Source organism: Variovorax multivorans, assembly GCF_051216835.1.
In the GTDB taxonomy this organism is placed as follows: Bacteria; Pseudomonadota; Gammaproteobacteria; order Burkholderiales; family Burkholderiaceae_C; genus Variovorax.
Genome location: NZ_JBPJZL010000008.1, coordinates 64389 through 89764, shown reverse-complemented (window position 1 = coordinate 89764; position 25376 = coordinate 64389). Strand labels below are relative to the sequence as shown.

Below are 25376 nucleotides of genomic sequence, written 5' to 3'. Positions count from 1 at the left end.
TCTGCGGAAAACCCGTCAGGCCGCAACAGCCTCCGCGCCCACATCCGCAAAGTCGATCAGCACCTTCATCGCCTTCTGCCTGTCGCTCGCCAGTTCGAAGGCCTGCCGCGCCTGCAGCATCGGGAAGGTGTGCGTCACCACGGGCGACAGGTCCACGCGCCCTTCGTTGATGAGCCGCACCGCGAGCGCGAACTCCGCATGGAAGCGGAACGAGCCGCAGATGCTGAGCTCTTTCGCCACCACCATGTTCTGCGGAATGCTCACGTCGCCGCCCAGGCCTAGCTGCACGACCACACCGCGCGGGCGCATCACCTCCAGTCCGTCGCGCAGCGCGCGCTCGTTGCCGGAGCATTCGAGCATCACGTCGAAAGTGCCCTTGTCGGCCGAGTAGCGCGACACCCAGGTCTTGTCCTGCGCGACGTTGATGACGTTGTCGGCGCCCATGGCACGCGCAATGGCCAGCGGCTCGTCGACCACGTCGGTGGCGGTGATCTCGGCCGCGCCATGCGCGCGTGCCGCCGCGATGGCCAGCACGCCGATGGGCCCGCAGCCCGACACCAGCACGCGCTTGCCCAGCAGCGGACCGGCGCGCGACACGCCGTGCAGCCCCACCGAGAACGGCTCGGCCAGTGCGGCCAGGCGCAGCGGCACATGCTCGGCCACCTTCACGCACTGGGTGGCCTCGCACAGCAGCATGTTGCGGAACGCGCCCTGCACGTGCGGCGTGCGCATCGCGCTGCCGTAGAAGCGCATGTCGAGGCACTGGTTGGGCAGGCCTTCGAGGCAGAACTTGCAGGCGCCGCAGGGGCGGCTCGGGTTGATGGCCACCTTGTCGCCGATGCGCACGCTCTCCACGCCGGGCGCCACCGCCACCACGGTGCCGGCCACTTCATGGCCCAGCACCATCGGCTCCTTGATGCGCACGGTGCCGAAGCCGCCGTTGTGAAAGTAATGCAGGTCGGAGCCGCAGATGCCGCCCATGCCGACCTTCACCAGCACCTGGCCGGGGCCGATCTCGCCAGCGTCCTGTTCGTCCAGACGCAGGTCGTCGGGGGCGTGGATCACGAGGCACATACAACGCAAACGCATGATTCTTTCCTTCGGGCAATCAGGCCACTGGAGTGATGAGGGGCTGGCCCGCGAAGTGGGCCTCGAGGTTGCGGCGCACCAGCTCGCCCATGGCGCGGCGCGTCTGTTCGGTGCCGCTGCCATGATGCGGATGCAGCACCACGTTGTCGAGCGCGGCAAAGCGCGGGTCGATGCGCGGCTCGTTGAGGAACACGTCGAGCGCCGCGCCGGCAATGCCGCGCGCCTCCAGCGCCTGCAGCAGCGCGCCTTCGTCGACGGTGGTGCCGCGCGACACGTTCACGAGCCAGCCCTTGGGGCCCAGCGCCTGCAGCACCTCGGCATTGACGATGCCGCGGGTGGCCTCGCCGCCGGGCAGGATGACGATGAGCACGTCGCACCAGTCGGCCATGGCGCTCAGGCTGGCGAAGTGGCGGTGCGGGCTGTCGGCCTTCGGCGTGCGGCTGAAGTAACCCAGCTCCACGTCGAAGCCCGAGAGCCGCCGCGCGATGGTGCTGCCGATGCGGCCGAAGCCCGCGATGCCGATGCGCTGGCCGAAGACGCGGGTGGTCAGCGGCATGCCGCCATTGGCCCACGCGCCGCTGCGCACGAACTGGTCGCCCGCCGGAATGCGCCGCTGCACCGCCAGCGTGAGCCCCACGGCGAGGTCGGCCACGTCGCCGTTGAGCACGTCGGGTGTGTTGGTCACGCGGATGCCGCGCGCGCGGCAGGCGGCAAGGTCGATGCCGTCGGTGCCCACGCCGTAGCAGGTGATCAGCTCCAGCGCAGGCAGCGCGGCGATCAGTTCGGCGTTGGCACCCAGCTCGCCGCGCGTTGCGACCGCGCGGATGTTCGGCGCGTGCTCGGCAATGAAGGCCTGCCGGTCCGGCGCCTCCCAGAGGCGATGCAGCGTGTAGGCCGCCCGCATCGGCGCCATGTCCCATTCCGGGTAGGTGCCTGGCATCAGCACGTGCGGGGATGTAGCGGTAGCGGTCAAGCGGGTGTCTCCTCGGATAGCGGTTGCGATTCAATAAGATACCGGTAACTTTAATTGATGAAAGAAAATAATGCCAGCGGAGGTTTTACCGGTTGACGATCTCAAAAGATACCGGTAACTTATGCCGTCAGTCATGTACTCGGAGCCTCCTTTGAAACTCTTCGATCTTTCCGGGCGCACTGCCCTCGTCACCGGCTCCAGCAAAGGCATCGGCTTTGCGCTGGCGGCTGCGCTCGGCAACGCCGGCGCGCGCGTGGTGCTCAATGCACGCGATGCCGCATCGCTCACCGCCGCCCGCGACGCCCTGCGCGCCAAGGGCATCGCGGCCGAGGCCATGGCCTTCGACGTGACCGACGCCGCAGCGGTGGAAGCCGGCGTGGCCGCCATCGAGGCCGACATCGGCGCCATCGACATCCTTGTGAACAACGCCGGCATGCAGCACCGCGGCGCGTTCGCCGAATTCCCGATCGACGCGTGGCACAAGATCACCACCACCAACATCGACAGCGTTTTCCTGGTCGGCCGCTTCGTCGCGCAACGCATGATCGAACGCAAGCGCGGCAAGATCATCAACGTGTGCTCGGTGCAAAGCGAGCTGGGCCGCCCGGGCATCGCACCCTACGCCGCCACCAAGGGCGCGGTGAAGATGCTCACCAAGGGCATGGCGATCGACCTGGGCAAGTACGGCATCCAGGTCAACGGCCTCGGGCCGGGCTACTTCAAGACCGAACTCACTCAGGCGCTGGTGGCCGATGAAGCCTTCACGGCGTGGCTCTCGGGCCGCACGCCCGCCGGCCGCTGGGGCGACGTGGAAGAGCTCGGCGGCGCGGCCATCTTCCTGGCCTCGGATGCGTCGAGCTTCGTCAACGGCCACATCCTGTATGTGGATGGCGGCATCACCTCGAGCCTGTAGCACCGTGCAGCATCCAGAGCAGCCGCAGCGCCTGAGCGTGGTGGTAATGGGCGTGTCGGGCACCGGCAAGAGCAGTGTGGCCGCCGGGCTCGCGCAGTTGTTCGGCCTGCCGTGGGTCGACGCCGATGACCTGCACGTGCCCGAGGCCGTGGCGCGCATGCGCGCCGGCCTGCCGCTCTCCGATGAAGACCGCTGGCCCTGGCTCGACCGCGTCGGTGCAAGCCTTGCCGACTGCACGGCCGCGCCGCGTGGCGTGGTGGTGGCCTGCTCCGCCCTGCGGCGCGCCTACCGCGACCGGCTGCGCGGCGCGTCACCCGAGCTGCAGTTCGTGTTTCTCGACGGGTCGCCCGCGCTCGTGCGGCAGCGAATGGAACAACGCACCGGGCACTACATGCCGCCGGCGCTGCTCGACAGCCAGCTGAAGACGCTGGAGAGGCCCGACGCGAGCGAACCCGGCGTGCTGCACGCCGACATCGCCGTGCCCGTGCAACAGATCGTGGCCGACATCGGCGCACGGCTCGTTCAACGCTCGAAGGATGCTTCCATGAAAGTCTCTGCATGACAGCAGCATCCAGCCAGCGCGCGGCCGTGATCGGCGTGGGCATCATGGGCTCGGCCATCGCGCGCCGGCTGCTCGAATGCGGCCACCGGGTGAACGTGTTCGACCTCGATGCGGCCAAGGTGGCCGCGCTGGTAGCGCAAGGCGCACAAGCGGCCGACACCGCGCAAGCGGCAGCGGCGGCCAGCGACTTCGTCATCACCAGCCTCAACTCTGCGGCGGTGGTGGAGCGCGCAATCTTCGGCGAGGCCGGCATTGCCGCCGCCGCACCTGCCGATGCGAAGCGGCTGCTGATCGACATGTCGTCCATCGACCCGCCTTCCACGCGCCGGCTCGCACAGTCGCTGCGCGAGCGCACGGGCATGGGCTTCGTCGATGCGCCGCTGTCCGGCGGCGCGCCCAAGGCCCTGCTCGGGCAACTCACAGTGATGGCAGGCGGCAGCGCCGACGACGTGCAGCGCGCACGCGCCGTGATGGACAGCCTGTGCGCCAACTACACCCACATGGGCGACAGCGGCGCGGGCCAGACCACCAAGCTCGTCAACCAGTTGCTCTGCGCCATCGGCTTCCAGGCCGTGGCCGAGGCGGTGCGGCTGGCCGAAGCCGGTGGCGTCGATGCATCGAAGCTGTCCGCCGCACTGGCCGGCGGCCGCGCCGACAGCCAGATCCTGCGCGAGTTCGGCCCCAAGATGGCCGCGCGCGACTACACGCCCACCGGCCGCATCGACAACATGCTCAAGGACCTCGAAGCGGTGCAGGCCTTCTCGCAAGGCCAGCGCCTGCCGATGCCGCTGGCGGGCGCCGTCTCGGAGCTGCACCGAGCCCTCGTCGCGGCCGGGCTCGGCGCCGAAGACACGGCGGCCATGATGCGGCAGTTCGACGGCTACGGGCGCGGCTGAAGCGCCTCCCGCCACACACGGCTTTCACCCAGGAAAGAAGAGACACCATGTTCATCCGCTGCGCGTTTTTCAGGGGCCGGGTCAAGGCCGGCATGGAAGAAGCCTTCGACCGCCACATGCACGAAAAACTCGTGCCGCTGTGGACCCGCTTCCCCGGTGCGCTCGAAGTGCGCGTGCTGCGCCAGCTCGAAAGCGATGTGAGCGACCCCGAACTGGCGATGGTGCTGTCGATCCGCTATGCGAGTCGCGAGGACATCGCCCGCGCACTCGACTCACCCGTTCGCCATGAAAGCCGCGAGGTCTCGAAGAAGCTGTTCGAGATGTTCGACGGCACGGTCTTCCACACGGTGTTCAGCGCCGAGGAGTTCGCGCTGCCGACCGCCTGAGCGGCGTCTTTCTTGCCGTCCTCTTCGGCGCCGCTCTCTTCGGCGCCGTCTTCTTCGACAGCGCCTTGCCATCGAGGTCCGCCAGCTCCCACCGGCCGCCGACACCAGCGCATGCGCGCTGTTGATCAGCCCGATGTGCGAAAACGCCTGCGGAAAATTGCCGAGCTGCCGCTGCGCCACCGGGTCGTATTCCTCCGCGAACAGGCCCAGGTCGTTGCCCAGTGCCAGCAGGCGCTTGAACAGGGCTCGCGCCTTGCGCAGCTTGCCCATGGCCACGTACACGTTCGACAGCCAGAAGCTGCACGCGAGAAACGCGCCCTCCCCGCCTTCGAGGCCGTCCACGCCTTTCTCTGTGCGATAGCGGTACACCAGCCCGTTGAAGATCAGCTCCTTCTCGATGCGCGCGATGGTGCCCTGCACCCGCGCGTCATGGATCGGCAGAAAGCCGATCAGCGGCATCCACAGCAGCGCCGCATCCACCGTGTCGGCGCCGTAGTACTGCACGAATGAATTGCTCGCGGCGTCGTAGCCGCAGGCGCAGACCTCGGCGTGGATCTCGTCGCGCACCTCGCGCCAGCGCTCGACGGGGCCTTCGAGCCCGTACTCCGTGGCGCTCGCGATCATCCGGTCGAAGGCCAGCCAGCACATGATCTTGGAATGCACGAAGTGGCGCGGCTCGCCGCGCACTTCCCACAGGCTGCAGTCGGGCTCCTTCCACAGCACCATCAGGTGCTTCGCGATGGCGCGCTCCAGCGGCCACACCTTTTCCATGTCCGCGAGCCCCGCCTTGCGCGCCGCATGAAAGGCCGCGATGACCGAGCCGTACACATCGAGCTGCCGCTGCCCGTGCGCACCGTTGCCGATGCGCACCGGGCGGCTGTCTTCGTAGCCCGGCAGCCAGCCGAGTTCGAGTTCAGTGAGCGAGCGTTCGCCGTGCAGGCCGTACATCACCTGCAGCTCTTCGGGCGAGCCCCCCACCGCGCGCATCAGCCACCAGCGCCAGGCGCTGGCTTCTTCTACATAGCCCGAACCGATCAGCGCGTAGAGCGTGAGCGCCGCATCGCGCAGCCAGCAGAAGCGGTAGTCCCAGTTGCGCTCGCCGCCCGGCAGTTCGGGCAGCGAGGTGCTCGGCGCGGCGACGATGCCGCCGGTGGGCTCGTAGGTGAGCGCCTTGAGCGTGAGCAGCGAGCGCATCACCGGCTCGCGAAACTCGCCGTCGTAGCCGCAACGGCCGGTCCACGCGCTCCATTCGGCGACGGTGCGCGCCAGCAGCGCACTGGCGTCGCGCGTCACCGGCGGCTTCAGGTGCGAGGGAAACCAGTCGAGGCTGAACGCGATGGCCTGCCCCGCGGACACGGTGAAGTCGGCAAAGCTCGCGAAGTTCTCGTTGGTCAGCGGCACGCCAGAACTGATGCGCACCGAGTCCGGCCCGGCCGTGGCAAACACCGCGCCGTCGCGCCGCTCCATCCAGGGGCACCACTCGCCGTAATTGAAGCGGATACGGAACTCGGTGTGCATGGCGACCGTGCCGCGCACGCCCTGCACGATGCGCACGACCTCGTGCGTGCCGTCGAGCGCGGGTCGGGGCATGAAGTCGGTGACGATGGCCGTCCCCTTGGCCGTGCGAATCGTGGTCTCGAGCACCACGGTGCCGGGCAGGTAGCGACGCGTGACGCGCGCCTTGCGGTCTTTGGCACGCATCGTCCAATGCCCGTTGCGCTCGTCGCCGAGCAGGCTGGCGAACATCGCGGCTGAATCGAAGCGCGGCAGGCACAGCCACTCGATATCACCACCGCAATGCACCAGGGCCGCGCTGTGGGTCGAGCCGATGAGCGCGTAGTCGCCAATGGGGCGGTTCGGGCGGTCGGCGTGGAGCCGTGAGGAGGGTTGCTTGGGAGTCTTTGGCAAGAGGCCGAGCTTTGCCGTGCGCGCGGGCGTGGCACGCCAGCGGCGGGCGCGGATTGCTGACGGACAACGCCTAATGGCGCATGACAAATGAGGCACCCATCTACTTGTTCCTGGGGATGGCCTTCGCACCGTCGCGCTCCTACCATCAGCCGCGCACGAAATGACAAGAGGCTCGTGAAGATGAAACGGCACAGGTCGCCGCTTGGGCCCCATGGTGCAGCGCTCTACTTTGCCCCTCCCATTCCAACGCAAATAGACATCACACGTGAACGGACACAACCAACTCTTCCGAGCCGATCCCGTTGCGTACGCGCAGCTTCGCGCGATCAACGGCGTTTCGTGGTTCATGCAGAACGCGCAGGCGCAGCAGAATCCCGCTTTCGCCATGCAGGTCCTGGTACTCAACACGGCCAAGATGGGCTCGTTCGATCTGCAGGGCACCGCGCAAGCCCTCCAGGTCACCTTGAGGCCGGTGGGAAATGTCCTCCATCAGGATCAGCCGATCTCGGCGTATTGGTGTCCTTTCATCCAGGGCAACGTGATGCCCGGATTCGTCGACGTACCTCGACACAACCCGCAGCACAGGTTCGTCTTCACCGCCGCCATGAATGGCTGCGCCCTGATGGTGACGAACTCGCCGCTCGGTGCGCATCTGATCAGGGTGTATCACCACCAGCACCCCGGGCAAGCCAACATCAATCAGATGATCCAGGCGCAAGGGCAGGAAGTGATCTCGTACATCGGCTTCGACGACTACGGCCACGCCAACCAGCATATTCCGCTGCCGAACGCCTTCAACTTCCTGTACTACAGGAACGGCGCCTGGAAGTACGTTCTGCAACCGCAACTGTTCGATCCACTCACGAACAATGTGACGCTCAACGGCCTCATCCCCTCGCAGGTGCTCGATGCGACTTTCTGATTCAGGCGGCGGCCCCGGCCCCGGAGCCCGCTAGAGCACGTCCTTCAGCTTCGCCCGCAGCCTGCTGATCGCCTGGCTGTGCAGCTGGCACACCCGCGACTGGCTCACCTCCAGGATCGCGCCGATCTCGCGCAGGTTCAGCTCTTCCTCGTAGTAGAGGTTCAGCAGCAGCTGGTCGCGCTCCGGCAGCGCACCGATGGCGTCCACCAGCTGATGCCGGAAGCCGCTTTCCAGCAGCTGCTCCAGCGGATCGTCGCTGCCGCGCCGGTCCTTGCGCGCGTCCTGCGAATGGCTGTCGAGAAACGGGCTGTCCGGGTCGTCCTTGGAGAAGTCTTCGACATACACCAGCTGGCAGCCCTGGATCTCCTGCAGCAACGACTGATACGCCTCCAGGTCCATCTTCAGCTCCTTGGCGATCTCCCCTTCGGAGGGAGAGCGCCCGAGCTTGTGGCCCAGCGCCTGGATCGCCTTCTCGACGCCGCGCGCCGACTGGCGCAGGCCGCGCGAGCCCCAGTCGCTGGCGCGCAGCTCGTCGAGCATGGCGCCGCGGATGCGCTGGCTGACGAAGGTCTCGAACTGCGCGCCGCGGTTGTCCTGGTAGCGGCTGGAGGCGTCCAGCAGGCCCAGCATGCCGGCCTGGATCAGGTCGTCCAGCTCCACGCTGGCCGGCAGCTTGGCCATCATCTGCAGCGCGATGCGGCGCACCAGCGGCTGGTGCTGTGCCAGCAGATGTGATTTTTCGATGGTTCCCTGTGCGGTGTACACGGCCGTCCTTCTTGGGTTGTCCGGGTCGGCGGGCTCAGGCCACGGCCTGCAGCGGCTCGGCCGTGCGCCACGGCCAGCGGTCCATCTCGCCGGCAATGCGCCGGAAGTCGACAGCGGCATGGCTCGCGGGAAAGGCCTCGACGATGGTCTTCTTCAGGCGCCACGCATCGGCAACGAGCGGGTCGAAGCGCACCCAGCCCGCGGGCTGCAGCAACAGCGCGAGATAGCGGCTGGCGGCATGCGCGAGGTTGCTCATGATCTGGCGCGCAGCCACCGCGTCGGCCGCGCCGTTGACCAGGAAGCGCATCTGCTTGAGGCCGTGCGCATGGTGCAGCCGCTTGATGCCCGCATAGGCCGCGGTGATCGACGCGGGGTGCGGCTGCAGCACCAGCAGCAGGTCGTCCGCGCCCTGCGCGAGCGCCGACAGCCGGCCTTCGGCGTCGAAAGCCGCATCGACGATGACGACGCCGTCGTGCCAGAACTTGCGCGGGTCGATTTCGCCATCCGCACCATTCACCGCGCCGTGCGGCGCGGGTAGCACGTGCACGCCGCAGGCTGCCCTGACCTCTGCACCATCCAGCGTCAGGCGCTGGCTTGCTACATCGGCCAGGTTCCCCAGCGGATCGATGTCCCACACCTCGCAGGCCGAACCCACAGTCGGGCAGTGCTCGTCCAGCAGCAGCACGTTGCGCCCCTGCAGGGTCAGTGCCACACCGAGATTCATCGCGGCCGTGGTACTCCCCGCGCCCTGCCCCAGGCCGGCGACGGCCACCACGCGCGCATGCGTCGGTGCGAGCATGCGCCGCAGTCCGTCGGCCTGATCGGCAACCAGCTTGTTCATTCCTGCTCCCTCAACCCAGCTTCTCCAGCGCACGCGGCGCCTGCGTGGGAGCGGTCGACTCGGTGCCCAGCGCCTCCAGCAGCAGAAAGAGCTTGCCCACGCCCGCATACAGCGCACTGCCGCTCATGGCCCGTCCGTTGCGCGCCGGGCGCCCCGTGAGCTGGCCCAGCAGCGCGCGCGCGCGGTCGGCCCACTCGCCCTCGGCCTGCAGCAGGCGCCAAACGGTGGTGGTCATCTGGCCGGCGATCAGCAGCCGCTTCATGATGTCCGGATCGCCCAGCTCGCCGATGCCGCCGACCATCTGCACACCGTCGCGCAGCAGTCGGAAGCAGGGCTCGGCGTCGCTGGCCCAGCCCAGCCATTGCGCGAGCTGCTGCGTGGAAACGTCCGCGCCGATGTTGGTCAATGCATGGCCCTGCGCCAGCACGTTGCCGGTGCGCGCATCGACCACCCGCGTGGCGACGCAGCGCAGCGCGGGCATCGCATCGCGCCCGATGCCCGCCGCCATGGCGGCCGCGTTGAAGCGCAGCACCACATCGGCATGCGCCTCGCTGCGCAGCGCGGCCTTGCCGCGAAAGCGCACGGGCCGCCCCCCGCCGAATTCGAAGTCCATGCGCGCGAGCGTGTCGGGTGCGCCGGTGCGCACGTCGATCACCGCGGTGGAGCCCGGCGCGCGCGCCAGCCAGCGCTGGCCCGCGGCCTGCCACTGCACCATGGCCTCGATGCCGGGCAATCTCGTCAACAGATGCACCAGCGGCTTGTGACCTAAGTCTTGCAGGCGCAGCCACGGCACCTGGCGTGCACCGGGCTTGCGCGCGGCGTCTTTCATGCCGCGGGTGGCGGCGGTCGACAGCCACTGGTTCGGCGCGGCCAGCGGCAGGCCCGTGCGGTCCGACAGCAGCAGGCTGCCATGGCATTCATAAGCATCGCCGCCTTCGTTCGAGCGCAGCCCGACCTGCCCGCACAGCGCGAGCACATGGGTCTCGCAGCCAGCCGCCACTTCGCTGCGCGCATGCACCATCAGGTCGTGCAGCACGGCCTTCTGGCCGGAGCCTTCGTCGCCGGCCTGGCGCCACAGTGCGCGCGAACGCTCGAAGCCGATCTGCGCGCCGGCCAGCGCGCTCGCGGTGGTGGCGAGTTCTTGCGCGTCGTGCGCCATGGCGCGAATCAGGTTCTGGTACTTCAGCCGCAGGCGGTCGGTCTCGCCCTGCGCCTGCACCACCTGCACCGAGGGGCCTGCGCCTGCCGGCTCTTCGTGCAGATCGCTTTCCGCGGGCACAAACAGCGGGCTGTGCTGGCGCGGCTGGAAGACGCTGTCCACCAGCTGCGCGCGGTCGGCCTGCATCAGGTTCTCAGGCACCTTCTGACCGCTGGAGATGTAGTGCACCGGCAGGCGATGACGGATCACGGTGTCGATCAGCGCGCCCGGATGCGTGGCCTCGTCGACCTTGGTGAAGATGCAGCCGGTGAGCTCGTTGCCGTGGCGGTAGGCGTGCACCACCTCGTTGAGCGTGTCGCCGTGGCTGGTGGCGTTGAGCAGCAGCAGCCGCTTCACGGGCCGCTGGCTCTGGCCGAGCATCGCGATCTGTTCCGACACGGCGCGGTCGCGCTGGCTCATGCCGACGGTGTCGATCAGCACCATGTGCTTGTCGCGCAGGTCCTGCAGCACCAGGTGCAGGTCGGCCGCATCCTTCACGGCGTACACCGGCACGTTGAGAATCTGGCCGTAGATGCGCAGCTGCTCGTAGGCACCGATGCGGTAGCTGTCTGTGGTCACCAGCGCGAGCTTGTCTGCACCGAAGCGCATCACGCAGCGTGCGGCCAGCTTGGCGGTGGTGGTGGTCTTGCCGACGCCGGTCGGGCCCATCAGGGCATACACGCCGCCTTGCGCGAACAGCGCGTCTTCATCTTCATGAACGGGCACGGCGCGGATCAGCTCCGAACGCACATAGGCCATGCCTTCGGCGTATGTCTGGCCGGTGGGCATCTTCTCCAGCATGGCCTTCGACAGGCCCGCGCTGAAGCCGGCGCCGAGCAGCGTGCGCAGCAGGCGGCCGCGCACCGGGTCACGGCGCTGCTTGTCGTTCCACACGACGCTGGCGAGCTGCTCTTCGATCATTCCGCGCATGGAGTGCAGTTCGGTGAGCACGCTGTCGGCGGGTGCGGGTACCGGGGCCGGCATCGCAGGCGCAACCGGTGCGGCAGGCGCTGCGATTGCCACGGACTTCGCGGGCACAGGTGCAGGCGCAGGTGCGGTGTCTTTCAAAACCCCCTGCACTTCGCCCTCGACCATGGCGACGATTTCCACTCCCTCGGCCATCTGCCGATGCGTCAGCACGATGGCGTCGGCGCCCAGCGCCTCCCTCACCATCCTCAGGACTTCGCGGCTGGTGGCCGCGACGAATTTGCGCGCGGTGGTGCGCACGTCGGTCTGCTTGGAATTCAACCTCGTCCTCCGATGGCGGTGGTGATCTTGATGGTGCGGGAGTCAGGAATCTCCGCATGCGAAAGAACCTTCAGCTGCGGCAGGCTGCGCCGCAGGAATCTGGACAGCAGCACGCGCAGTGCGTGCTGCACCACGAGCACCGGCGCCAGGCCCATCTGCTCCTGGCGCAGGATCGCGGCCTGCGCCTGCCGCAGCAGGTTGTCGGCAATGCCCGGCTCGATGCCGCTGCTGTTGGTCAAGGCCTGCTGCAGCACGCCGTCGAGCGAGCCGTCGAGGCCGATCACCTGCATTTCGGTGTCGCCCGGGAACAGCTGCTGTGTGATGGCGCGGCCCAGCGCCAGGCGCGTGAGCGTGGTCAGTTCGGTCGGGTCCTTGATGGTCGGCGCGTGCTCGGCCATCACGTCGAGGATGGTGCGCATGTCGCGGATGGGCACCTCTTCGTCGAGCAGGTTCTGCAGCACCTTGTGCAGCGTGCTCAGCGACAGCACCTTGGGCACCAGGTCTTCCGTGAGCTTGGGTGCGGTCTTGGCGATCTGGTCGAGCAGCTGCTGCACTTCCTGGCGGCCCAGCAGTTCGGCAGCATGCGTCTGTATCAGGTGGTTCAGGTGCGTGGCCATCACCGTGCAGGCATCGACCACCGTGTAGCCCTGCACCTGCGCCTGTTGCCGCAGGCTGGCGTCGATCCACACCGCCGCCAGGCCAAAGGCCGGGTCGCGCGTGGGCGTGCCGGGCAGCGTGCCCGTCACCTGCCCCGGGTTGATGGCCATCCATTGGTTCGGGAAGGCCTCGCCGCGACCGATCTCCACGTCCTTCAGGCTGATGACGTAGGTGTTGGGCTTGATCTCCAGGTTGTCGCGGATGTGCACCACCGGCACCAGGAAGCCGATCTCCTGCGCAATCTTCTTGCGGATGCTCTTGATGCGGCCCAGCAGCTCGCCCTGCTGCGACTGGTCTACCAGCGGAATGAGCCGGTAGCCGACCTGCATGCCCAGCGGGTCGACCATTGCAACGTCGTCCCACGTCGCTTCTTCCATCTCGGCCGAGGGCGCGGGGTTCGCGGCCTGCGCGGCGGCGGCGGCCTTCTGCGCGGCCTCCTGCGGCTTGCGCATCACCAGCCGGCGGCCCAGCCACACCAGGCCGCCCGCGATCAGCAGGAAGGCCAGGTTCGGCATGCCCGGGATCATGCCCAGCAGGCCGACGATGCCCGCCGTGAGAAACAGCACCTGCGGGTTCGAAAAGAGCTGGCCCGTGAGCTGGCTGCCCACGTCTTCGTCGGTGGTCACGCGCGACACGATCACGCCGGCGGCAGTGGAGATAACGAGCGCCGGAATCTGCGCCACCAGGCCGTCGCCGATGGCCAGCAGCGTGTAGGTCTTGCCGGCGGTGGAAAAGTCGAGCCCGTGCTGCAGCATGCCGACCACCAGCCCGCCGATGATGTTGATCACCATGATGAGAAGGCCCGCGATCGCGTCGCCGCGAACGAACTTGCTGGCGCCGTCCATCGAGCCGTAGAAGTCGGCCTCTTGCGCAACCTCGGTGCGGCGCTTGCGGGCAACGTCCTCGCCGATCAGGCCGGCGTTGAGGTCGGCGTCGATGGCCATCTGCTTGCCCGGCATCGCGTCGAGCATGAAGCGCGCACCCACCTCGGCAATGCGCCCCGCGCCCTTGGTGATCACCATGAAGTTGATGAGCACGAGGATGATGAAGACCATCACGCCCACCGCGAAGTTGCCGCCGACCAGAAAGTGCCCGAAGGCCTCGATCACCTTGCCAGCTGCGTCGGGCCCGGTGTGGCCGTGCATCAGCACCACGCGCGTGGACGCCACGTTGAGCGACAGGCGCAGCAGCGTCGAGAACAGCAGCACGGCGGGGAAGGCCGCGAAGTCCAGCGCCTTCATCGTGTACATGCTCACCAGCAGCACCATCACCGACATGGCGATGTTGAAGGTGAACAGCAGGTCGAGCAGGAAGGGCGGCAGCGGCAGCACCATCATGCTCAGGATGAGGATGATGAGAATCGGCCCGGCCAGCCCCTTGAACTGCGAGCCGGAGAACAGACGCGTCGGCAGACGCATCAGGTTTGTCATCGCGTTCATGCGGCTTCCACTGTGTATTGAAGGTCTGCGGGAACCGGCAGGTCGGTCGGCGTGCGCGGGGCGTCGCCGCCCTCGGTCTTCCAGCGCCTGAGCTGGTACACCCAGGCCAGCACCTCGGCCACCGCGGTGTACAGGCCCGCCGGAATCTCATCGCCCAGCTTCGTGTGCTTGTAGAGAGCGCGCGCGAGCGGCGGCGCTTCGAGAATCGCGACCTTGTGCTCCAGCGCCATCTCGCGGATGCGTGCGGCCACCAGCTCGGTGCCCTTGGCCACCACGCGCGGCGCGCGCATGCCGCTGTCGGTGTACTTCAGCGCCACCGCGAAGTGCGTGGGATTGGTCAGCACGATGTCTGCCTTGGGCACCTCGGCCATCATCCGGCGGCGCGCCATCTGCTGTTGCTGGCGGCGAATCGCGGCCTTGATGTGCGGATCGCCTTCGCTTTCCTTGTGCTCCTGGCGCAGGTCTTCGCGCGACATGCGCAGCTTGCGGTAGTAGCTCCAGAGCTGGAAGGGCACGTCGATCAGCGCCACGAGAAACAGCGTGGCCGCGATCAGCGCGCAATGCTTGGCCACCAGCACCATTGCGTGCGGCAGCGCGTAATGCGCGGGCTGCGCCATCAGGTCCATCAGCGCACCGATATCGCGCGACACGACCCACCACGCCACGCCGCCGATCAGCGCGGACTTGGCAAGCGCCTTGACCAGCTCGGCCAGCGACTGCGCGGAAAACATGCGGCCGATGCCGGCCAGCGGATTGAGCTTGCTGAAGTTCGGCCCCACCGATTTGGTGGAGAACAGCCAGCCGCCGAGCATCAGCGGCGCGACCACGGCGGCGACGATCATCATCGCGAACAGCGGGCCGATGGCCGTGAGCGTGTGCATCGCCATCAGCCCGGTCTGGGCCAGCATGTGCGAAGGATCGAAGGCGCTGGCGCGGTCGAACTGCAGGCCGCGGTGCAGTGCGCCGCTCATGCTCGTGCCCAGCGACTCCCCTGCGAACCACAGCCCCGCGCATGCGGTGCCCAGCATGACGAAGGTGGTGAGCTCGCGCGAACGGGCTACGTTGCCTTCCTCGCGCGCCTTCTCCAGGCGTCGCTCGGAGGCGGGTTCCGTTTTTTCGAGATCGCTTTCCTCAGACATTCATGCTCCGAACCAGCAGTGGCGAAGGACGCCTTGCTCATGACCAAATTATTGAATTCGGTCGTCCGGAACAATCTGCCGATAAGGGCCCTTATCGCCCTGCTATTCGGACAATAGGCAGGGCCTGGAGCCCGGCCCCAGGCTCAGAAGCCGAGGCTCTCCAGCAGGTCGTCGACCTGTGCCTGGTCGGTCACCGCATCGGGGTTGCCGGGCTTGACCTGCGGGCCGTTCTGCAGGCTGTGCGCGGCCTCCTGGCGCTTCTCGGGCGCGGAGTTGTCGATCAGCACTTGCAGCAGTTGCGTCTCCACGTCGTTGACCACTTCCATCATCTTCTTGATGACCTGGCCGGTCAGGTCCTGGAAGTCTTGCGCCATCAGGATTTCCATCAGCTGCGAGTTGATCGCGCCGGCACGCTCCGGCACCTCGTTGAGGTAGCTGCGCGTGTCGAGCACGAGTTCGCGCGCATGGTCGAGCTCGATGGGGTTCTCGAACCACAGGTCCCATCGCTTGCTGAGGCCCTTGGCATCGCTGGCCAGTGCTTCCTGCAGCGGCTGTGCAACGTCGATGGCGTTGAGCGCGCGGTGCGCGGCACGCTCGGTGGTGGCAGCCACGTAGCTCAGGCGGTCGCGCGCATCCGGAATGGCTTGCGCGGCCTTGGCCACCTGCTTGTCGAGGCCCAGCTCGCGCAGGCCCTCGCGCAGCTGGCGCGTGAGCTGGCCGATGCGGCCCAGCAGTTCTTCGGCGGTGTTGGTGGGGTCCGCGGTCCCGGCAGCGTTCTGGCTCATGTCAGGCCGCTTCCTTGGCGAGCTTCTCGAAGATCTTGGTGATCTTCTCTTCGAGCGTGGCAGCGGTGAAGGGCTTGACCACATAGCCGTTGGCGCCAGCTTGCGCGGCCGCCACGATGTTTTCTTTCTTCGCCTCTGCCGTGACCATCAGCACCGGCAGCTTCTTCAGCTCGGGGTCGGCGCGAATGGTCTGCAGCATGGTCAGGCCGTCCATGTTCGGCATGTTCCAGTCGGACACCACGAAACCGAAGTTGCCGCCGCGCAGCTTCTCGATGCCGGCCGCGCCGTCTTCCGCTTCGTCGACGTTGAGGAACTCCAGCTCCTTCAGCAGGTTGCGCACGATGCGGCGCATGGTCGGGAAGTCGTCCACAACCAGGATTTTGATGCTCTTGTCGATCACGATATTTCCAACTCCAACAGGTCGTTTTTCAAACTCGGTTCGCACGTTCGCCGAACGTGCGAAGGTGCGCCATCACCCGGCGGCTCACTTCGCTCAATGGGGACACGTCGTCCACCGCGCCCAGCGCGATGGCTTCGCGCGGCATGCCGAAGACAACGCAGCTGGCCTCGTCCTGCGCCAGCGTGTGCGCGCCCGCGCGCTTCATTCGCAGCAGGCCTTCGGCGCCGTCCCTTCCCATGCCGGTCAGGATGATTCCGATGGCGTTCTTGCCCGCGTGCTTGGCCGCCGAATCGAACAGCACGTCGATCGACGGCCGGTGGCGGTTCACCGGCGGCTCCTGGTCGAGGTGGGCCACGTAGTTGGCACCGCTTCGCGCGAGCGACAGGTGAAAGCCGCCTGGCGCGATGTAGGCATAGCCGGGCAGCACGCGCTCGCCATGCTCGGCCTCTTTCACGTTGATGCGGCACAGGCCGTCGAGCCGCTGCGCGAACGAGCGGGTGAAGCCGGCCGGCATATGCTGCGCGATCATCACCGCGGGCGAATCGGGCGGCAGCGGCTGCAGCACTTCGCGAATGGCCTCGGTGCCGCCGGTGGAGGCGCCGATGATGATGAGCTTCTCGGTGCTCAGTAGCGGGCTGCGCAACAGCGATTCGTGCGGCGCGTCGCCGCCGGGGCGCGGGGCCGCGGCATGCCGGCTGGGCTGCAGCCGCGCGCTCGCGGCCGTGCGGATCTTGCCGGCGATCAGTTCGGTGTAGTTGAGCAGGCCGTCGCGCACGCCCAGGCGTGGCTTGGTCACGAAGTCGATGGCGCCCAGCTCGAGCGCGCGCAGCGCGATCTCCGAGCCGCGCTCGGTCAGCGACGACACCATGACCACGGGCATGGGCCGCAGCCGCATGAGCTTTTCGAGAAACTCCAGCCCGTCCATGCGCGGCATTTCCACATCGAGCGTGAGCACGTCGGGGTTCGTGACCTTGATGAGGTCGCGCGCCACCAGCGGATCGGCCGCGGTGCCCACCACGGTCATGTCGCTCTGGCTGTTGATGATCTCCGTCATCACGCTGCGAATCAGTGCCGAATCGTCGACGCACAGCACCTTGATTTTTTTATTGCTCACGGATTTCCCTTGGTTGCGGCAGCCGGCGCCGCGCGAAGGCCGGACAGCCTGCGCAGCAACTCGCCCTCTTCGTTCTGCACCTGCGTCACTTCTGTCTGCGCGCGCAGCTTGCGCACGATGGCCTTGCCGGTCGCCGGCACGAAGCACACGCGGCGCGCATGCGGCCCGCGCAGGTCTTGCGCGGCGACTTCGATGCGTTCGTTGCGCAGGTAGCGCAGCACGAAGTCGGCGTTGCGGTCGCCGATGTTGAGCGTGGTCATGTTGGCCAGCACGGCGCCGCCGCCGAACACCTTGGCGCGCAGCCGGTCGCGGCGCGCGCCCGCGCGCACCAGTTCGCGGATCAGGGTGTCCATGGCGTAGGCGCCATAGCGCATCGACTCGGATGCGTCGCGGGTGCCGGTGCTGGCTGCTTCGCCGTCGTCGGGCAGCATGAAATGGTTCATGCCGGCCACGCCGGCTTCCCTGTCGTGCAGGCATGCGGCCACGCACGAGCCGAGCACTGTGCTCAGCACGGTGTTGCTCGAAGTCACGTAGTACTCGGAGGGCAGCAGCTTCACGGCCATGAGGCCGACGTCGCGGTCGAAGTAGTGGTGGCTGGCCACCGAGTCCGGTGCGGCAGGGTTCGAGGCCATCATGGAACGCCCGTGGCACGCGCGCGCGCCAGCTCGTACACGGTCTGGCCCAGCGGCCGGAAGGCCTGGTTGACGAGCGACGCGTTCTCCGAGTGCCCCGCGAACAGCAGGCCGTTCGGCTTGAGCAGCGGCGCGAAGCGGTCGAGCACCTTCTTCTGCGTGGGCTTGTCGAAATAGATCATCACGTTGCGGCAGAAGATCGCGTCCACCGGCTCCTTCACCGCCCACGCGCTGTCGAGCAGGTTGAGCCGCGAGAACTTCACCAGCGCCGCCACCTCAGGGCGAATGCGTGCCTTGCCCGCGTTCGCCCCGGTGCCCTTGTTGAAGAAGCGCCGCAGCCGATCGGGCGCTAGCCTGCGCACTTGCTCGGCGGTGAACACGCCGGTGGCGGCCTTGGCCAGCACCGAGGTGTCGATGTCGGTGGCGATCACGCGCGCCGAGCCCGCCTTGTCGCCCAGCGCCTCCATCAGCGTGATGGCAATCGAATAGGGCTCCTCGCCCGTCGAGGCCGCCGCGCACCACACGGTGACGGGCTGCTTCGCCTTGCGCGCGTGCTCGGCCAGCGTGGGAAAGTGATGGGCCTCGCGGAAGAACGAGGTCAGGTTGGTGGTGAGCGAGTTGATGAACAACTGCCACTCCTCGCCGTCCTGCCGCCCTTCGAGCCAGTCGAGATACGTGGCGAAGTCGGGCACCTGGAGCTCCCTCAGCCGGCGCGAGAGCCGGCTGTACACCATCTGCCGCTTCTGCTCGCCCAGGGCGATGCCGGCGCGGCGGTGGATGAGGGTGCGTATCCGGGAGAAGTCGCTGTCGGTAAAAAGGAACTCGGTAGTCACGGCCATCCTGGAAGCTTGGCTTTCAATGTACATAGCGTCCGCCGTTTCCAATGGACCGATCAAACGAACAAATGCCCTGCACTTCCGGCCTCGCGCGCGTTCAGGGGCCGGTCGCGGCCGGGCTCGCGTCCTGCGCCCACACCAGCGCGGACAGCTGCGCCGCATTGACCTGGTCCGCGCTCAGGAACAGCGCCTCCGACAGGCGCGAAGCCTCTGCGTCGTCACGCTCGCAGCTTTCGGCCAGCGCCACGAAGGGGCCGTACAGGCCGCCGCGCGAAAGAATGGCCTGCTGCACCGACTCGGTGAGCTGCACCTTGCGCAGCACGCCTTCCATCGACACACCCAGCAGCTGGTCGAGCAGCGAGAACATGCCGGCCACGAACAGGTTGTCGGCCTCGCTGGCCGGCAGCATGCCCTGCCCCATCAGCTCGACGAAGCGTCCGCGCAGGATCGCCTTCTTCATCATGAAGGGCGAGCCGCCCTTGTTGCTGGTGGCCAGCAGCAGCGACAGCCAGCGATACAGCGGCGAGTAGCCGAGCATGGCCACCGCATGGCGCAGCGAATGGATTTCCACCGCCATGCCGACCGATGGCGAGTTGATGTAGCGCAGCAGCCGGTAGGTGAGCGCGGCGTCGTGCTTGAGCGCGGCCTCGATGGCGCGCACGTCCTCGTTGCGCTGGAGCATCTGCATCAGCTGCACGATCAGCAACGCCTCGGGCTGCAGCGCATCTTCGGTCTCGCGCACCGGCGGGTTGCGGAACGCGCCTTCGATGAACACGTTCACGCGGCGCCCGGTGCATGCGTCGAATTCGTCCCAGTTCTCCACGCGCGAGGCGATCGGCTCGACCGCCGGATGGCCCAGCTCCGCGTCCCGGCGCAGCCGTGCCACGGTGTCGGCATCGCGCGCATCCACCTCGAAGTGGGTGACGATGGCGCGCAGCTCCGGGTCTTCGGGCAGCGCGGTGGCGCCGCACAGCATGAAGCCGAAGCCCTGCTCACGCAGGAACAGCAGGATGGAACGCATGTCCGCGTCCATCAGTTCGTCCACGCCCATGCACAGCACCATGTGCTGTGGCGGCAGCGATTGCAGCTCGCTCTGGAACAGCGCATCGACCGTCACGTCGACGAACACCAGCTGCGGCCCCAGCAACCAGCCCGCGGGCGTGGGGTTCAGGTGCATGGCGAGCGTGTCCATCAGCGCCTTGACGCCGGCAGCTCCGGACACGCCGGAGCCCTCTCCGCCCGCCGCGCGCCAGGCCATGCGATAGCCCATGACGCGCCGCTGCGCATCGAGCAGCATGGCGTAGGCCACGTGGCCGTCGGGCCCCGCGTCGGGCTGTGCCAACCCGTCGGTGCCGGCGCCGGGATCGGGATTGGCCCCTGTGTCGCCGGAGGACCGCCGGAAGAAATCAAACCGCATTCAGCTGTCTCCGTGGGGTATCAGTGCGATCAGAGCGCGATGGCATCGGAGGCAGTCCTCCGGGCGGCGCCCGCCAGCGCGACCGCGCTCGCGGCCTGCGCTCGCTGGATGCGCGGCATGGCGCCCACGTCGATGATGAAAGCCACGCTGCCGTCGCCGAGGATGGTCGCGGCGGAAATGCCGGGCACCTTGCGGTAGTTGGTCTCCAGGTTCTTCACCACCACCTGGTGCTGGCCGAGCAGCTCGTCCACCAGCAGCGCGAAGCGGCTGTCGTCGGCCTGCACGATCACCAGGATGCCCTGCGTGGGATGCGTCTGCGCGCCCGACACGTCGAACACGCGGTGCAGCTCGATCAGCGGCAGGTATTCGCCGCGCACGCGGATCACGTGGCCGTCGGCGGTAATGGAATGCAGGTGCTCCGGCAGCGGCTGCAGCGACTCGATGACGTAGCTCAGCGGCAGGATGTAGGCCTCGCTGCCCACCTTCACCGACATGCCGTTGAGGATGGCCAGCGTGAGCGGCAGAACGATGCGCGTGGTGGTGCCCTGCCCGCCGCGCGAGTGGATCTCCACGTGGCCGCCCATCTCCTGGATATTGCGCTTGACCACGTCCATGCCCACGCCACGGCCCGAGATGTCGGTGACCTGCTCGGCGGTGGAGAAGCCGGGCGCGAAGATGAGCTGCCACACCTCTTCGTCGGGCATCGACTCGCTGACCGGCATGCCCTGCTGCAAGGCCTTGGCGAGGATGCGCTCGCGGTTGAGGCCGGCACCGTCGTCGCTCACCTCGATCACGATGTTGCCGCCGTGGTGCTGCGCCGACAGCAGCAGCTGGCCGGTGGCGTCCTTGCCCTTGGCCAGGCGCACTTCTGGCGTCTCGATGCCGTGGTCTAGGCTGTTGCGCACCAGGTGCGTGAGCGGGTCGACGATGCGTTCGATGAGGCCCTTGTCGAGCTCGGTTTCCTTGCCGTAGGTGTCCAGTCGAACCTGCTTGCCGAGCTTGGCGCTGACGTCGCGGATCACGCGCGGGAAGCGGCTGAACACGTAGTCCATCGGCATCATGCGGATGGACATGACCGATTCCTGCAGGTCGCGCGCATTGCGCTCCAGGTGGCCGAGGCCGCTCAGGAAGCGCTCGTAGGCCACCGGGTCGAGCATGGTCGCGGCCTGCGTGAGCATCGACTGCGTGATGACGAGTTCGCCCACGAGGTTGATGAGCTGATCGACCTTCTCTACATCGACGCGGATGGAGCTGGATTCCTTGGCGGCGGGTGCGGCGACCGATGCCGCTGCCTGCGGCTTCGATGCCTCGGCGACTACAGCCGGCTCGGGCACTGGCGCGGCCACGGGTGCCGGGGCTTCGACCACGGCCACAGCCTCGGGGGCGGCAGCAGCGGCTTCGTGCGTGATGTCGATCTGCGACTCGTCGATGACGAAGCAGCAGACCGCGACGATGTCGTCGGGCGCACAAGTGGTTTCCAGCAGCACGGTCAGCTGGTCGTTGCTGCGCGTGCGCGACAGCACCTTGCCGAGGTTGGCCAGCTCGCCCGCGAGCAGATCGCATTCGCTGTCGGACAGGCGCGCAAAGCGGATCCGCAGCGCACCGCTGCCGCCAGATGCGGACGATGCGACCGGCGCCGCGGGCGCGGCCACCGGCGCAGGGGCGGGAGCAGGCGCCGGTGCGGGCACGTGCGCCACCGCGCTGTCGTCGCCGCTTTCGAGCGCGAGTTGCTGAAGCACGCCACAGATGTGCGCGACCATGTCCGGGTCCGGCTCCTTGCCGGCCTGGTAGGCAGTGAGTTGTTCTTGCAAGGCGTCCTTCGTTTCCAGGAATGCATCGATCATTCGGCCGTTCAAGCGCAGCTGCCCATGGCGGGCGCGGTCCAGAAGCGACTCGAGGACGTGCGTGGTGTTGGTCAGGGCGACGAATCCGAAAGTCGCGGCGCCGCCCTTGATCGAGTGCGCCGCGCGGAAGATGGCGTTGAGCTGTTCGCTGTCGGGTGCCTCGACGTCGAGCTCCAGCAGCAGCTGCTCCATCTCCGCGAGCAGCTCGACGGCTTCGACAAAAAAGGCTTGGGTGAATTGACTGAGGTCCATCTCTTGAGCTCTTGTTGTTTTGTTGTTACGACGCCTTCGCGGCCGCCTTGCCGATGCGCGTGCCAGCAGGCTCGACGCTGTTCTCGCGCTCGATGCGCTCCTGCGTGCGGTGGTTGAGCAGGATGATGCTGATGCGCCGGTTGATGGGGTTGCGCGGATCGGCCTTGTCCAGGTGCATGCTGTCGGCCAGGCCGATCACGCGCAGCACCTTGTCCTCGGTCATGCCGCCGGCCACGAGCTCGCGCCGCGAGGCGTTGGCGCGGTCGGACGACAGCTCCCAGTTGCCGTACGAGCGGTCGTTGGTGTAGACGATGGCGTCGGTGTGGCCCGACAGCGTGATCTTGTTGGGCAGGCCGTTGAGCGCGGGCGCCAGCTCGCGCAGGATGGCGCGCATGTGCGGCACCACGTGGGCGCTGGCCAGCTCGAACATCGGGCGGTTCTCGGTATCGACGATCTGCAGGCGCAGGCCCTCGGTGGTGATGTCGATCAGGATCTGCGAGCGGAACTGCTGGAACACCGGGCTCTTCTCGATCAGCTGGTCGATCTTCTTCTTCATGTCGGCCAGGCGGGCGGCATCAGCCTCGTCCTCGCTGGCCGTTTCGGTGAGCTTGACCTCGCCCTCGACGTGCATCGGATCGGCACCGCCGCCGGGAATCATGCTGGTGCTGAGGCTGGATTTTTCTCCGCCGTTCAGCGCCACGCGCAGCGGCATGCGGAAGTGCTCGGCAATGCCTTCGCGCTGCTTCGGGCTCGAGATGGAGAGCAGCCACATCACGAGGAAGAAAGCCATCATGGCGGTCATGAAGTCGGCATAGGCAATCTTCCAGCCGCCGCCATGATGGGCGCCACCGCCGCCCTTGCTGACGTGCTTGATGATGATCCGTGGCTTGCCTTCGCTCATGGTCGTTCGCTCGTTCGCTGTTTTCGCTCGCCGCGCGGGACGCGTCAGCGCGCCTTGACTTCGCGGACGTGGCTGTCCAGTTCGGAGAACGACGGGCGCTCGGTCGAGAACAGCACCTTGCGGCCGAACTCCACCGCGAGCTGCGGCGCATAGCCGTTGAGGTTGGCCAGCAGCGTGACCTTGGCGCACTGGTAGATCTTCATGCCCTCTTCCACCTTCTGCTCGATCAGCGAGGCCAGCGGCGACACGAAGCCGTAGGCCAGCAGCACGCCGAGGAAGGTGCCCACCATCGCGTGGGCGATGAGTGCGCCCATCTCCGAAGGCGGCAGGTTGGCCGAGGCGAGCGCGTGCACCACGCCCATGACGGCGGCGACGATGCCCAGCGCGGGCAGCGCGTCGCCCACGCGCGAAAGGCTGTGGCCGGGCACTTCAGCCTCATGGCGGATGGTTTCGATCTCGTGGTCCATCAGCGCCTCGATCTCGTGCGCGTCGGTGTTGCCGCTGATGACCAGGCGCAGGTAGTCGCACAGGAAGACGGTGATGCCCTCGTGCGCCATGATGCTCGGGTAGCGCATGAAGATCTCGCTCTGGGCCGGGTCTTCCACGTCGGACTCCAGCTTCATCATCCCTTCCTTGCGAGCCTTGGCGAGCAGCTCGTACAGCAGCGCCAGCAGGTCCATGTAGAGCTGCCGGTTGTGCTTGGAAGTGCGCAGCAGCAGCGGCAGCTCCTTGATGGTGGCTTTGATGGTCTTGCCGTTGTTGCCGGCAATGAACGCGCCCAGCGCGGAGCCGCCGATCATGAGCAACTCCACCGGCTGGAACAGGACGCCGAAGTGCCCGCCCATGAGGCCGTAGCCACCGAACACGGCACCTATCACCACGAGATATCCAGCCAGAACCAGCACGCGCTTCCCCTATCGCCCTGCGGCGTCGATTCAACAAACCCCGAGCCTCCGGACACCGCAGGCGTGGGGCACTTTTTCCCTAGACGGCGCCGCCGATGTCGAGCACCGGCGCCACGGCGACGAGCCCACCCCGGCGCACCTCGGACAGCTTTGGCTTGCGCGCCTTGCCCGCGCGCGAAGGCGGGCGGCACAGCACGCACACATAGCCGTTCTTGTTGTCATGTGCATGGGCCACGAAGTGGCCGCCGCAGCGGCTGCAGGTGCTCAGCTGCAGCATGTCGCTGTCGAAGAAGCGCACCATGGTTTCGGCGCGGGTGAAGTCGAGCACCACCTCGCCGCCTTGCGACTCGACCTGCTCGGTGTAGAGGCGGTAGGCCTTGATGAGCGCGGGCAATTCGTTCTCGTCGGCTTCGTCGAGCATGAAGCGGTAGATGTTGTAGAACATCGACGAGTGGATGTTGGCCAGCCACGTCATGTACCAGTCGGTAGAGAACGGCAGCAGGCCCTTGGGCGGAGAGACGCCCTTGAGTTCCTTGTAGAGGCGTATCAGGCGCTCCCGGCTCAGCTTGACTGCCGCCTCCAGGAACTGCAGCCGGGCGCCGAGACCGATCAGCTCGATCGCGAGCTGGACCTGCCGGACCTCGCCCAGAACGCTCTTGCTGCTCACGCCGCGCTCGCTCCGCGCATCGGCGCCTGGGCTTGGGCCTGCGCCTGTCGCGCGGCCATCAGGATCGACATATGCGCCTGCTGCAGCGCCGGCTCCTTGCCCTCGCCGACCACCGCGAACATCGGTCGGTCGTCCAGGCGGAAGCTGCACAGCAGGAAGTTGGAAGCAGCCAGCTTCACGATCTGGCTGAGCGACATGTTCGCCAGCAGATCGGCAAGCTCGCGCCCCACTCCCAGGCGGAACATGGCCTCGGCCTTGTCCTGCTTGACCAGCTTCTGCGCCAGCAGCATATAGGCCAGATTCAGCTCGCCGATTTCTCTCGAAATCACGCCGCTTGCGGTGATATTGCAATTTTCCACGTCTGATTCCATTTCCGATTCAAAGCTCACTTCGTGCTCCTATCAATCGTGTATACATTATATACACAAAGTTTTACATGTTGAAGCGTTTTGTATGACAGGAGGGCAAAAAAGGTAGGAAGCGTCTGACAGGAACGCCACTTGTCCCCACGGAGAGTGAGGGTCATAGGCGTTACACAATCACGTAACAAGTTGTTCCAATCGTGGGGTTTTGGGCAGTAATTTATTCATCGGAGCTATCGAATCAATAAATACTATGGCCTTGTTTTGATTCACTGATAAATCTCTTGCATGAATATCCGTATTCATGATTTGCCATTGATTCGTT

Annotated in this window: 24 protein-coding genes; 5 read left to right on the top strand and 19 right to left on the bottom strand. The window is 66.9% G+C overall.

The window, feature by feature from the left end:
• Nucleotides 1-15 precede the first annotated feature (15 nt).
• Together ACSFCA_RS22055 and ACSFCA_RS22050 are read right to left on the bottom strand one after the other, a co-directional pair.
• The gene (locus ACSFCA_RS22055; RefSeq protein ID WP_093058588.1) at nt 16-1089 is read right to left on the bottom strand and encodes an L-idonate 5-dehydrogenase; all 1074 of its coding nucleotides are present in this window, start codon (nt 1087-1089) and stop codon (nt 16-18) included.
• 19 nt (nt 1090-1108) lie between these two features.
• Nucleotides 1109-2062, bottom strand: coding sequence for a 2-hydroxyacid dehydrogenase (locus ACSFCA_RS22050; protein WP_435461186.1), 954 nt, complete (start codon nt 2060-2062; stop codon nt 1109-1111).
• 133 nt (nt 2063-2195) lie between these two features.
• On the opposite strand from ACSFCA_RS22050, the gene ACSFCA_RS22045 reads away from it, so the two are divergent.
• The 4 genes from ACSFCA_RS22045 to ACSFCA_RS22030 are packed head-to-tail and all read left to right on the top strand — an operon-like array spanning nt 2196 to nt 4819.
• Entirely contained in the window at nt 2196-2975 is a 780-nt protein-coding gene (locus ACSFCA_RS22045) for an SDR family oxidoreductase (protein ID WP_435461363.1), read from the top strand.
• A gap of 4 nt (nt 2976-2979) precedes the next feature.
• Nucleotides 2980-3537 (top strand): gluconokinase, encoded by a 558-nt coding sequence (locus tag ACSFCA_RS22040; protein ID WP_435461185.1) that lies wholly within the window; start codon nt 2980-2982, stop codon nt 3535-3537.
• Nucleotides 3534-4433: an NAD(P)-dependent oxidoreductase gene (locus ACSFCA_RS22035; RefSeq protein WP_435461184.1), complete on the top strand. Its 900-nt coding sequence runs from the start codon at nt 3534-3536 to the stop codon at nt 4431-4433. The genes ACSFCA_RS22040 and ACSFCA_RS22035 overlap by 4 nt, the downstream gene beginning before the upstream one ends.
• 47 nt (nt 4434-4480) lie before the next feature.
• Nucleotides 4481-4819: a putative antibiotic biosynthesis monooxygenase gene (locus ACSFCA_RS22030; protein ID WP_435461183.1), complete on the top strand. Its 339-nt coding sequence runs from the start codon at nt 4481-4483 to the stop codon at nt 4817-4819.
• On the opposite strand, the gene ACSFCA_RS22025 is transcribed toward ACSFCA_RS22030, so the two are convergent.
• Nucleotides 4706-6727 (bottom strand): glycoside hydrolase family 15 protein, encoded by a 2022-nt coding sequence (locus ACSFCA_RS22025; RefSeq protein ID WP_435461182.1) that lies wholly within the window; start codon nt 6725-6727, stop codon nt 4706-4708. The two genes, ACSFCA_RS22030 and ACSFCA_RS22025, sit on opposite strands and share 114 nt — an antisense overlap.
• 265 nt (nt 6728-6992) lie before the next feature.
• Here ACSFCA_RS22025 and ACSFCA_RS22020 point away from each other — a divergent pair, with 265 nt between their 5' ends.
• Nucleotides 6993-7649 (top strand): hypothetical protein, encoded by a 657-nt coding sequence (locus ACSFCA_RS22020; RefSeq protein ID WP_435461181.1) that lies wholly within the window; start codon nt 6993-6995, stop codon nt 7647-7649.
• Between the two features lie 30 nt (nt 7650-7679).
• Here the strand turns inward: ACSFCA_RS22020 and ACSFCA_RS22015 are convergent, their stop codons facing one another.
• The 16 genes from ACSFCA_RS22015 to flhD all read right to left on the bottom strand — a co-directional run bounded on the left by ACSFCA_RS22015 (nt 7680) and on the right by flhD (nt 25060).
• Nucleotides 7680-8414, bottom strand: a complete 735-nt coding sequence (locus ACSFCA_RS22015; protein ID WP_435461180.1) for an RNA polymerase sigma factor FliA — start codon at nt 8412-8414, stop codon at nt 7680-7682.
• Nucleotides 8415-8448: 34 nt separating this feature from the next.
• The gene (locus tag ACSFCA_RS22010; RefSeq protein ID WP_435461179.1) at nt 8449-9255 is read right to left on the bottom strand and encodes a MinD/ParA family ATP-binding protein; all 807 of its coding nucleotides are present in this window, start codon (nt 9253-9255) and stop codon (nt 8449-8451) included.
• Between the two features lie 10 nt (nt 9256-9265).
• The gene (flhF, locus tag ACSFCA_RS22005) at nt 9266-11701 is read right to left on the bottom strand and encodes a flagellar biosynthesis GTPase FlhF (RefSeq protein WP_435461178.1); all 2436 of its coding nucleotides are present in this window, start codon (nt 11699-11701) and stop codon (nt 9266-9268) included.
• Nucleotides 11698-13797 carry a flagellar biosynthesis protein FlhA gene (gene flhA / locus ACSFCA_RS22000; protein ID WP_093058577.1) on the bottom strand — a complete coding sequence of 700 codons (2100 nt, stop codon included), beginning with the start codon at nt 13795-13797 and terminating at the stop codon, nt 11698-11700. Before flhA ends, flhF begins: the two co-directional genes overlap by 4 nt.
• Nucleotides 13794-14936, bottom strand: coding sequence for a flagellar biosynthesis protein FlhB (gene flhB / locus ACSFCA_RS21995; protein ID WP_435461177.1), 1143 nt, complete (start codon nt 14934-14936; stop codon nt 13794-13796). The genes flhA and flhB overlap by 4 nt, the downstream gene beginning before the upstream one ends.
• Nucleotides 14937-15079: 143 nt before the next feature.
• Complete coding sequence (gene cheZ, locus ACSFCA_RS21990) at nt 15080-15721, bottom strand: protein phosphatase CheZ (RefSeq protein WP_258353406.1); 642 nt, start codon at nt 15719-15721, stop codon at nt 15080-15082.
• Nucleotide 15722: 1 nt separating this feature from the next.
• The gene (cheY, locus tag ACSFCA_RS21985) at nt 15723-16118 is read right to left on the bottom strand and encodes a chemotaxis response regulator CheY (protein ID WP_172839779.1); all 396 of its coding nucleotides are present in this window, start codon (nt 16116-16118) and stop codon (nt 15723-15725) included.
• Between the two features lie 31 nt (nt 16119-16149).
• Nucleotides 16150-17235 (bottom strand): protein-glutamate methylesterase/protein-glutamine glutaminase, encoded by a 1086-nt coding sequence (locus tag ACSFCA_RS21980; RefSeq protein ID WP_435461176.1) that lies wholly within the window; start codon nt 17233-17235, stop codon nt 16150-16152.
• Nucleotides 17232-17870, bottom strand: a complete 639-nt coding sequence (gene cheD / locus ACSFCA_RS21975; RefSeq protein WP_375338440.1) for a chemoreceptor glutamine deamidase CheD — start codon at nt 17868-17870, stop codon at nt 17232-17234. The genes ACSFCA_RS21980 and cheD overlap by 4 nt, the downstream gene beginning before the upstream one ends.
• Nucleotides 17867-18706 carry a CheR family methyltransferase gene (locus tag ACSFCA_RS21970; RefSeq protein WP_375338439.1) on the bottom strand — a complete coding sequence of 280 codons (840 nt, stop codon included), beginning with the start codon at nt 18704-18706 and terminating at the stop codon, nt 17867-17869. The genes cheD and ACSFCA_RS21970 overlap by 4 nt, the downstream gene beginning before the upstream one ends.
• Before the next feature lie 94 nt (nt 18707-18800).
• On the bottom strand, nt 18801-20120 hold the full coding sequence (locus ACSFCA_RS21965; protein ID WP_435461175.1) for an EAL and HDOD domain-containing protein: 1320 nt from the start codon (nt 20118-20120) through the stop codon (nt 18801-18803).
• 29 nt (nt 20121-20149) lie between these two features.
• Nucleotides 20150-22216: a chemotaxis protein CheA gene (gene cheA / locus ACSFCA_RS21960; protein ID WP_258353402.1), complete on the bottom strand. Its 2067-nt coding sequence runs from the start codon at nt 22214-22216 to the stop codon at nt 20150-20152.
• A 25-nt stretch (nt 22217-22241) separates the two neighbouring features.
• Nucleotides 22242-23117: a flagellar motor protein MotB gene (motB, locus tag ACSFCA_RS21955; protein WP_435461174.1), complete on the bottom strand. Its 876-nt coding sequence runs from the start codon at nt 23115-23117 to the stop codon at nt 22242-22244.
• A 44-nt stretch (nt 23118-23161) separates the two neighbouring features.
• Complete coding sequence (gene motA / locus ACSFCA_RS21950) at nt 23162-24022, bottom strand: flagellar motor stator protein MotA (RefSeq protein WP_258353400.1); 861 nt, start codon at nt 24020-24022, stop codon at nt 23162-23164.
• A gap of 79 nt (nt 24023-24101) precedes the next feature.
• Complete coding sequence (gene flhC / locus ACSFCA_RS21945; protein WP_093058567.1) at nt 24102-24689, bottom strand: flagellar transcriptional regulator FlhC; 588 nt, start codon at nt 24687-24689, stop codon at nt 24102-24104.
• On the bottom strand, nt 24686-25060 hold the full coding sequence (gene flhD, locus ACSFCA_RS21940; RefSeq protein ID WP_258355248.1) for a flagellar transcriptional regulator FlhD: 375 nt from the start codon (nt 25058-25060) through the stop codon (nt 24686-24688). The genes flhC and flhD overlap by 4 nt, the downstream gene beginning before the upstream one ends.
• Nucleotides 25061-25376: the final 316 nt, after the last annotated feature.